Here is an 8,594-nt window from a genome sequence, read left to right as displayed (position 1 = left end):
TAATGGAATAACAGAAGGGTTCCATCGCAAGATGAAGTTGATTCAAAGACGTGCGTATGGATTTAAAAATTTTGAAAACTACCGATTACGAGTTAGAGTGTTATGTGGTTGATGAAGTGCCCCCTAAATTGGGAAAGACCCGAAAGACCCGACCCAATGGTAAGGTGATGTATGTCTTTGATTTAACTGGTGGGTCGTCCGCGATTCGAACGCGGGACCAGCGGATTAAAAGTCCGATGCTCTACCGACTGAGCTAACGACCCGTGATTTGAGTGGTTGAGAAAAGAAGTAGAATGATACATTTTTGTATGGAAATAACAAGCTCTTGCAGGATGAAAGTTGAGAAAGGGCTTGTTTTTGGTGGGTTTTGTAGCATGGAGAGGAAAGTTGTATAAGGGTTGGCTTGGTTATTTCTTTCCCTTGGACGTTTTTGATGAACTTTTACCCCCTTTGAAAAAGGGGGTCGTAGGCACTGGAGGTGCCTGCGGGGGGATTTAAAAGAGCTGATGAGTACTAACACGCAAAATTATGCACCCAAAGCTCTTTAAATCCCCCCTCAGGCATTGGGGCCTTCGACCCCCTTTTTCAAAGGGGGTGGGGTATTAAAGCTTTGGAAGAGTTAGATATGTATAGTGCCTTCCAGATATAAAGTGGCTTTCCCACTAATTAACACATGGCTTTTTTGCAATTCGCATTCCAGATAGCCGCCGCGCAGAGAGGCTTGGTAGGCTTTGAGTGGGTTTTTACTTAGGCGGTTTACCCAATATGGCATTAATGCGCAATGCGAGGCGCCGGTGACGGCGTCTTCTGGGATGGATTTTTCTGGGTAAAAAGTGCGGGATACGAAGTCGACGTTGTTGCCGGGAGCGGTGACGACGAACCCCCAGTAATCTAATTCTTTAAGTGGATGTATATCGGGTTGGAGATTTTTTACGGTTTGTTCATCGTCTAGGACGATAATGCAGCGCTCGTCGCGGTGTTGGTAGGCTTCGATAGGAGTTACGCCTAGACTTTTTATTACTTCATTGGGAATTTCGCAGGGTTCTATGGTTTTAAGCGGGAATTCTAGGGTGATGAAATCTTGTTTGCGGTAAATATTTAATAACGAGCCATTTTTAGGATGTAGTGACACTTGGTGTAATTGTGGCTGTAGGTAATTAAAAATGACGTAACCTGCGGCGAGCGAGGCATGTCCGCATAGATCCAGTTCGAATTCTGGTGTTATCCAGCGGATATTGTAGCTTTCGCCATTCCCAATTAAAAAGGCGGTGGTGGGTAGGTTGTTCTCACGGGCGATAGCACGTAGGGTGTCTTCGGGGATGGATTCGGGTAGCACGCAGACTGCGGCGGGGTTGCCGGTGAAGAGTTTGTCAGTAAAGGCGTCGAGGTAGTAGACGGGTATTTTCATACAAGGTATCTCCCTTGAGCGTGGTTTTTTTCGTCCTTGAGTCCTCTTAAAGAGGTTTCATTATTTGATTATAGTGAAAAATATGGGGTTTTCTTGGTTTGTTCTATTTTATTTACCGGGCACATCTCCCCAGATGTATTTATGTAACTGTACTTGAAATCGCACGGGAAGTCGGTCGGCTAATATCCAGTCAGCCAGTTGGTGATTTTGCAGCTGATTGTAGCTAGGGGAAAATAATACTTCGCAGCGTTGTGGCAATTGGTAGTCGATCAACATTTTTTTTGCCCATTGATAATCGGCTGAATCGCAGATTACGAATTTAATCTGATCCTTTTGAGATAAATGGTGAATATTCTCCAATTTATTTCTATGGGCTTCTTGAGAGCCTGGCGTTTTAATATCTAATATTTTGATGACGCGTGTGTCTACTTCAGAAACATCTAGGGCGCCGCTAGTTTCTAAAGAAACTTCATAGTTGGCATCACATAAACATTTCAGTAATTCTAAGCAGGCTTTTTGTGCCAGCGGTTCGCCGCCGGTGACGGTGACATAACGCGCCCCATAATCGGCGGTTTCGGTGAGGATACTTTCCAAAGAACGCATTTGTCCGCCGTGGAAGGCATAGGCGGTGTCACAATAGACACAACGCAGTGGACAACCGGTTAAGCGGATGAAAACGGTTGGCAATCCGGTGGTGCGGGTTTCGCCTTGTAAGGAAAAAAAAATTTCAGTGATGCGTAATTGAGGTGTACTTGGGTTCATCAAACTATCGCAGGCTCGCAGGTATTGATTGGTATCTTTCCCTGGAGAGGATGTTCCTTTACTTGGTTAGTTAAAATATCCGGTAACTCAGCTACGGATTGAATCATATATTTTGGTGCTGGATAGGCAAGCGGTAAAAATTGCGCGGGTTTATTTACCCAACAAAAATCTAGATTGGCATTGATGGCGCCCTGGTAATCGCTGGAAAGCGAGTCACCTATCATGAGTGCTTCGTTAGCATTGACGTTGAGTTGTTGCAGTGCCAGATTAAAAATAGCTTTATCAGGTTTAGAAATACCTAATATTTCAGAAACCAGAAAACTGTCACAAAACGTTGCTATTTCTAGTTTTGCGTATTGAATTTGTTTTACTTGCGTGATGCCGTTAGTGATTATGCCAATGGCATAGTGTTTTTTCAAATTCAGCAAGGTGGCTTTTATGTTGGGATACCAATGGCTATATTCACCTAGTGCTTGTGCATAGGTGTGGGCAATTTCCATTGCATCAACAGTGACTTTTATAGTTTGTGTCAATGATTGAAAGCGTTGTGGGTGCAGGTGATCGATAGCAATGTGTTTTTGTTCAACCAAGTGCCATAGGCGTTTATTGATCGTGCGAAAGCAATGCTCAAACTCATGGCTGGAAATACACTGGCTGAAATAGAGTTGATAAATTTTTTCCAGCCCCTGTTTTTCTGCAAATGAAAAATCGATTAGCGTATTGTCTAGATCAAATAATAGGGCTTTATAATGCATTTTTACTGTGATGCCTGTGCCTGTATACCGCCTGTGGATTTCATTTGCTGTAGTCGCATGCCTGCTAGCCTGGCTGCGGTTGATTCAGGGAATTTTTGAATCAATTTTTGTAGTTCTTGCTGGGCTTGTGTGTGTAATCCTGCTTCATCATGGATGATGGCGAGCTTTAACATAGCATCGGGTACTTTGGCATGCTGCGGATATCTCTGGATAACTGCGGTGAATTCTTTTGCTGCCAATGGGTTTTTGTTTTGCTGGCTATACAATTCCCCTAACCAGTAATGGGCATTGGGGGCGTAGCTGCCATTGGGATAGGCTTTGAGGAATTCTTGGAACGCGGTGGTGGCGGCAGCGGTTTTTTTGTTGACTAATAGATCAAAAGCGCTTTGATAGGCTTTATCTTCTGAACCTGCAGAAATGATTTGGCTGGCCACTTGTGCGTTTTGTGCTTGATCATTATTTTGGGTGACATTGGCTTCAGCTTTGGCAATTTGGTCAGTTGTATTGTTTGAAAGCTTGCTGGCACCGGCACCACTGAAAGAACCGGCAGCGGCGGAAGTATCTGCCGGAGTGGTGGCTGTTGCGCCAGGGTTTGTTGTGTTGGTCTTAGCGGATTTTGGGTTGCCAAGACGTTGATTGATATCTTGATAGAAACTCTTTTGTTGGTCGCTTAAAGCCTGGACATCGTGCGCTTGAACTTCCAGCTGGCCGTTTAACTGCTGCAGTTGTTGCTGCAGGTTGTCTATTTTGGCTGGTAGATTCATTTGCACTAAATTATCCATTTGCTGTTCCAATAATCGCAGCCGGTCTTTGACGGAGAGTGAATCGCGAGGGCTAGGCTGATTCATTGGAGCGGAAACAGCTGGAGTGCCCTGTGATTGGTCATCATTTAGATCAATCACAGGTACATTTTGTCCATAAGCTAGAGTGACAGCATTCACTGCACAACTAAAGACTAGGGCTTTAATGAGTTTATCCAGATACTTCATAAATATTATTGCCTGTTAAGTACATCGACACGACGGTTGCATTGGTAATCTTCTTCAGATGAGCCGAAAGCGATGGGTTTTTCGGCGCCATTGCTGTCTGTTGCCACCTGGGTTACGCCATTTTGCTTTAAGATGGAACTAACAGCATTGGCGCGGCGCCATCCTAAGGCGACGTTATATTCACGGCTGCCGCGGGAGTCGGTGTTGCCGACGACACGGACAGATTGGCCGGAGGAAGCTTGTGCCAGGGATTGCAGACGGCCGGTATCTGCGGGATTTACATTGCTGTCGTCGAATTCAAAGTAATAGGCTGAGGTGCGGTAGCCTGAAGTTTGTGGCACGTTGCAGCTGGTGTTAGGCTGAAAACCGCCGGCACCCCCTATACCTTGGGTATAAGTACCGCCAGCGCCGCTGCCGTTAGCGTCCGAGATGGATGATCCTGCGCCGTGACGTGTGGAAGAGCAGGCGGCTAAGCTGATGACACCTACGCTGATGACTGCGATTTTTATTGCTCTATGCATATTCATATTTTTCCTCGTTGATTTTAATTTGTTTGTAATTGTTTCACTTCGTTGATTGAATTTTGGCTCTTTCTAAGCTACGGCTTTTTTCCTTCTCCCCTTGTGGGAGAAGGTGCCCGCTAGGGCGGATGAGGGGTGAGTTTCGGTTGGTGTTGAGTAGTGAATGCTAGGCATAAGCGCACCCCTCATCCGCCCTTCGGGCACCTTCTCCCACAAGGGGAGAAGGATTTAGTCATGCTCCCCCAGTCTTGAACCTAATTCAAAAACGGTCCCCACGCCGGTTCCCGTACTTCTCCGCCACGTGCAGGTAAAACTATCTTCACGCGTCCATCCGTCGATACCATGCCCAGTACACCACGTCCACCTGCTTGGGTAGCATAAATCACCATCTTGCCATTGGGCGCTATGCTCGGTGATTGATCGTTACCTGATTGTGTCAATCCAGTATAACGGCCGGATGATAAATCCTGGAAGGCTATGGTAAACCGATTGCTATTGCCATTCAATAACGCCAGTGATTTCCCATCGGGTGACAAGGACGGGCTGGCATTATAATTGCCGGAAAAAGTCACGCGTTGTGCATTGCCGGAACCGAGATTGGTGCGGTAAATCTGTGGGCCGCCACCGCGGTTGGAAGTAAACAAAATAGAGCGGCCATCTGGTGTCCAAGTGGGTTCAGTATCGATGGAATCTCCTGTCGTGGCCTGAGTTAATTGTTTAGACCCTAGATTCATAACAAATATTTTGGGATAGCCGGTGCGGGTTAAGACTAAGGCTAAGCGATTGCCATCGGGTGACCAGGCCGGTGCATTATTCAGTCCAGGGAAGTCACTGACCACTTGGCGGCTGCCGCTATTGATATCTTGTACATAAACTGCCGTATGACCTTTTTCAAACGACACATAAGCCAGGCGGCGGCCATCAGGTGACCACGAAGGTGACATAATCGGTTCATTTGAAGTTAACAGCGGTTTGGGATTATAGCCATCCATATCCGAGACTTCTAAAGAATATTGTGAACCTTGGGGAGATTGTTGTGCAACGACGTAGGCGATGCGGGTGGAGAATACGCCGCGGTCGCCGGTGAGATTTTCATACACCAAATCGCTGATGTGATGTGCTAAAGAGCGTAATTGGCTGGCATCAACGGTAAAAGAGTTGCTAAGTAATACGCTGTTCTGCCAGCTGGGAGCTGCCGAGGTATTTTTGTTAGCGCCTTGGTTGGCGTAGGCATTAAGTAGCTGGAATTGCACGCGGTAGCGGCCGCCTCCGGCAGGTTGCACATTGCCGACCACCATATTGCTGACGTTTTGTTTTTGCCAGTAGGAAAAATCGACTTGGTCAGCGCTGGGCGGCTGTTGTCCCATACTGCCCTGATCCATAGTGCGAAAGCGGCCGCTGTTTTGCAGGTCAGCATTCACCACAGCGGCTACATTGTCTGGGGACTGATCGTTGGCTTTTTGCCCAGCAAATGGCACGATGGCGATGGGGATTGCGCCTTGTACACCTTGGGTCAATTCCAGATCGACTACGGCATAAGAAGAGCCGGAGATAAATAATCCTATAAGAAAAAAAAATTTAGTTAGATGTCGCACGAATAATCTCCTGGTGACTGTTTCGGAATGTGAACATGTATTTTATGATTATCATAGATAAGCCTGGTGTTGCCTTCTTTTCAATATCTGATTCTACCAATATTTGATTTCTGGATAACGAGATAGTGCGCGAATTATTATGAATTGCCAATACTTTCTCACTGAATTTTCCGTTTGATTTCATGATGGTTTTGGTGTTTTTGCATCAGGCTCCTCACTCAGCCCCCCTTTTTTCAATAGATGAATGTTTTCTAAATTATTTTTTATTGATATTATTTTTTCATTCAATTTGGGTGGTTGCTCGCTCCGTAAAGCAGCGCTCCGTAAAGCAGCTGTTACTTCCTTTGCTTTGCCCGCAATTTCTATAATCCAATATGCGTTTTCTTCCAAATCATTTTTGTCCTTGGATTCTTTAAATTTAATGAGACTAAAGCCACGGCAGTAATTCAATCGATTTTCGAGATAATCTAGAATATATTGCTCAGCTCTTCGTTCTGTATCAAAAGCTATTTCATAGCGTAAGTGTTCGCTTATATCTGGACTCTGTGGGTCTCCAGAAAAAAAAACTTTCATATACTCTAGATCATGTATTTGGTCAGTATCACAAAAAACTACATAACAAACATCTAATGGTTTTTGCGGGTGTCCTTTGATTTCTCTATCTCTTAATTTTTTAAACATGAGTATCATCCTCCTTGGATATTTTCGGGTTTAACTGTCAACTTCATTTCTCTGAACTGATTAAATAAATCAGGATCAGAGGGAACTGGCAATGGAGATGCTTTAAATACCGCAGTGCGTGCGGAATTATCCAGGCCCGGGTCACCACTGCTGCGGGCTATTTGCACATTTAATACTACGCCGCCTGGGCCGACGTCAATTAATAATTGACAGGATAAATCTGGGTTGGCGCCGCCTGGAACGACCCAATTTTGGCTGATGGCTTGTTCGATTAAGGCTTTGTATTTATCAATTTCGCTTTGTTGCTGCGCTGTACGTGCGGCGTTTAATTGTTTTTGTTCTTGCGCGAGTTGCGAGTCCAGTTCTTTTTGTTGGGCTATTTTTAATTGTTGTGCAGCTTGTTGTTGTTTTTTTTGTGCGGCTTGTTTGGCGGCGAATTGTTTTTTAAGTTGCTCTTGATGTTTTTCTTCGGCAGCTTTTTCTGCTTGCTGTTGTTTAGATTTTTCGGCTTTTTCAGCTTGTTGTTGTGCGGCTTGCGCTTGTTTCTCGGCTTGTTGTTGTGCTGCTTTTTGTTCTGCTGCTTGTTTGGCTTTTTCGGCTGCGGCTTGTTGCTCTGCTGCTTGCTGGGTTTTTAGGAGTTCAGCTTTTTGTTGTGCTTCCTGTTCGGCTTTTTCTTGCGCGGCTTTTTGCTCCGCTGCTTGTTGGGCTTTCAGTTGTGCTGCGTGTTGTGCCGCTTTTTGCTGCGCTTCTTGTTTGGCTTTTTGGGCGGCGAGTTGTGCTGCGCGTTGTTGTTCTTCTTCTTGTTGCTGTTGTATGGCTTTGGCTTGGGCTTTGTCTATTGCTTCTTGTTGTTTTTGTTGTTCCGCTTTGGTTGCGGCAATTTGTTTTGCCACTTGTGCGGGGTTTACTGCGACTGCTTGGATAATATCTACATCAGGTTGCAGTGGAATTTGCGCTGTATCTTTTGATGATAAATGTAAAAATAAAAATATGAAAAGTACAATATGTAACAGTATAGCAAAGGTTAATGGCAGTTTATAAGTCGAATCGTTGCGCATGGCGGTTTAATGTGTCGTTTGATCGGGTGGCGTTGTCACCAAGCCTACGCCTTTTGCTCCTGCTTGTTGTAACAATACCATGGCTTGCATCACTTTGCCGTAATCGACATTTTGATCGCCTTTGACTAGTATTTGCCGGGGTGGTGCGTCTGCTGTGGCATGTTGTAGTTCGTTGGAAACTTGACCCATGAGATCGGTGGCGTTGATGGGTTGGTCAGGATTACTGGCGATGTTGAGGTAGTAAAGACCTTGCGCATCGATGCTGACGATAATGGGTTCTTGTTGTTTGGCGGTTAAGGGTTGGGCGGTGGCTTGGGGCAAATCTACGTTGACGCCTTGTGATAACAGCGGGGTGGTAATCATGAAAATGACCAGAAGTACCAGCATTACGTCGATATAAGGCACTACATTGATTTCAGCTACCAGGGCGCGGCGGTTTTTTCTGGTTTTTCGCATGGGTCGATTCCGGCGGGTTTACATCATAGGCATCGTGAGTCTTGGCTGGTATTATATACTTTTGCTTATTATTTACTAGACAGCTATGTGGAATAAATTTTTTAGAAATTTTTGTGTTGCAGTTGGGTTAATGGCAATGGCTGGGTGTTCAGTGCTGTTTCCAACTAAAGTACCTGCGCCTGGTGATGTGCATACGATGGATGGTCGGGCAGACTATTTGGAGCAGCGTTTTTCAGGGAATGCGATTGTGAATCAGGAGCCGCCTGTGCCGCCGGTTAATGGGGCGCCGGTGTAAACCATGCACTGTCATCCTGAGCCACCACCCCACAAAAAGGGCGGGTAAATATTAAAAAAGACACTGTCATTCCC

The 8,594-nt window shown here is 45.5% G+C and carries 11 protein-coding genes and 1 tRNA gene; 2 read left to right on the top strand and 10 right to left on the bottom strand.

Annotated features, from left to right (window positions below):
* Positions 1 to 112 (top strand): transposase (locus tag VHE99_01375; protein ID HVV67677.1); only part of this gene is annotated, 112 nt, incomplete at its 5' end.
* Positions 113 to 187: 75 nt separating this feature from the next.
* Here VHE99_01375 and VHE99_01370 read toward each other — a convergent pair.
* The 10 genes from VHE99_01370 to tolR form a co-directional block, all read right to left on the bottom strand.
* Positions 188 to 263: transfer RNA gene (locus tag VHE99_01370), tRNA-Lys, on the bottom strand.
* 356 nt (positions 264 to 619) lie between these two features.
* Positions 620 to 1,408: a PhzF family phenazine biosynthesis protein gene (locus tag VHE99_01365; protein ID HVV67676.1), complete on the bottom strand. Its 789-nt coding sequence runs from the start codon at positions 1,406 to 1,408 to the stop codon at positions 620 to 622.
* 108 nt (positions 1,409 to 1,516) lie between these two features.
* Positions 1,517 to 2,170, bottom strand: a complete 654-nt coding sequence (gene queE / locus VHE99_01360) for a 7-carboxy-7-deazaguanine synthase QueE (GenBank protein ID HVV67675.1) — start codon at positions 2,168 to 2,170, stop codon at positions 1,517 to 1,519.
* The gene (locus tag VHE99_01355; GenBank protein ID HVV67674.1) at positions 2,170 to 2,925 is read right to left on the bottom strand and encodes a YjjG family noncanonical pyrimidine nucleotidase; all 756 of its coding nucleotides are present in this window, start codon (positions 2,923 to 2,925) and stop codon (positions 2,170 to 2,172) included. The genes queE and VHE99_01355 overlap by 1 nt, the downstream gene beginning before the upstream one ends.
* A gap of 2 nt (positions 2,926 to 2,927) precedes the next feature.
* Positions 2,928 to 3,914, bottom strand: a complete 987-nt coding sequence (ybgF, locus tag VHE99_01350; GenBank protein HVV67673.1) for a tol-pal system protein YbgF — start codon at positions 3,912 to 3,914, stop codon at positions 2,928 to 2,930.
* 5 nt (positions 3,915 to 3,919) lie between these two features.
* Positions 3,920 to 4,435 (bottom strand): OmpA family protein, encoded by a 516-nt coding sequence (locus VHE99_01345; GenBank protein HVV67672.1) that lies wholly within the window; start codon positions 4,433 to 4,435, stop codon positions 3,920 to 3,922.
* A 254-nt stretch (positions 4,436 to 4,689) separates the two neighbouring features.
* The gene (gene tolB / locus VHE99_01340; protein ID HVV67671.1) at positions 4,690 to 6,030 is read right to left on the bottom strand and encodes a Tol-Pal system beta propeller repeat protein TolB; all 1,341 of its coding nucleotides are present in this window, start codon (positions 6,028 to 6,030) and stop codon (positions 4,690 to 4,692) included.
* A 180-nt stretch (positions 6,031 to 6,210) separates the two neighbouring features.
* Positions 6,211 to 6,711 carry a hypothetical protein gene (locus VHE99_01335; protein HVV67670.1) on the bottom strand — a complete coding sequence of 167 codons (501 nt, stop codon included), beginning with the start codon at positions 6,709 to 6,711 and terminating at the stop codon, positions 6,211 to 6,213.
* Positions 6,712 to 6,716: 5 nt separating this feature from the next.
* Positions 6,717 to 7,769, bottom strand: coding sequence for a cell envelope integrity protein TolA (gene tolA, locus VHE99_01330; protein HVV67669.1), 1,053 nt, complete (start codon positions 7,767 to 7,769; stop codon positions 6,717 to 6,719).
* 6 nt (positions 7,770 to 7,775) lie between these two features.
* The gene (gene tolR, locus VHE99_01325; protein HVV67668.1) at positions 7,776 to 8,225 is read right to left on the bottom strand and encodes a protein TolR; all 450 of its coding nucleotides are present in this window, start codon (positions 8,223 to 8,225) and stop codon (positions 7,776 to 7,778) included.
* 85 nt (positions 8,226 to 8,310) lie between these two features.
* On the opposite strand from tolR, the gene VHE99_01320 reads away from it, so the two are divergent.
* The gene (locus VHE99_01320) at positions 8,311 to 8,520 is read left to right on the top strand and encodes a hypothetical protein (GenBank protein ID HVV67667.1); all 210 of its coding nucleotides are present in this window, start codon (positions 8,311 to 8,313) and stop codon (positions 8,518 to 8,520) included.
* Positions 8,521 to 8,594: the final 74 nt, after the last annotated feature.

This window comes from Gammaproteobacteria bacterium, assembly GCA_035546635.1.
Taxonomy (GTDB): domain Bacteria; phylum Pseudomonadota; class Gammaproteobacteria; order JAURND01; family JAURND01; genus DASZWJ01.
This window is presented reverse-complemented; position numbering and strand designations above follow the sequence as displayed.

Excerpts from the sequence above, each read along its gene's own strand:
- VHE99_01365 (HVV67676.1), bottom strand. The coding sequence starts at position 1,408 with ATGAAAATACCCGTCTACTACCTCGACGCCTTTACTGACAAACTCTTC.
- queE (HVV67675.1), bottom strand. The coding sequence starts at position 2,170 with ATGAACCCAAGTACACCTCAATTACGCATCACTGAAATTTTTTTTTCC.
- VHE99_01355 (HVV67674.1), bottom strand. The coding sequence starts at position 2,925 with ATGCATTATAAAGCCCTATTATTTGATCTAGACAATACGCTAATCGAT.
- ybgF (HVV67673.1), bottom strand. The coding sequence starts at position 3,914 with ATGAAGTATCTGGATAAACTCATTAAAGCCCTAGTCTTTAGTTGTGCA.
- VHE99_01345 (HVV67672.1), bottom strand. The coding sequence starts at position 4,435 with ATGCATAGAGCAATAAAAATCGCAGTCATCAGCGTAGGTGTCATCAGC.
- VHE99_01335 (HVV67670.1), bottom strand. The coding sequence starts at position 6,711 with ATGTTTAAAAAATTAAGAGATAGAGAAATCAAAGGACACCCGCAAAAA.
- tolA (HVV67669.1), bottom strand. The coding sequence starts at position 7,769 with ATGCGCAACGATTCGACTTATAAACTGCCATTAACCTTTGCTATACTG.
- tolR (HVV67668.1), bottom strand. The coding sequence starts at position 8,225 with ATGCGAAAAACCAGAAAAAACCGCCGCGCCCTGGTAGCTGAAATCAAT.
- VHE99_01320 (HVV67667.1), top strand. The coding sequence starts at position 8,311 with ATGTGGAATAAATTTTTTAGAAATTTTTGTGTTGCAGTTGGGTTAATG.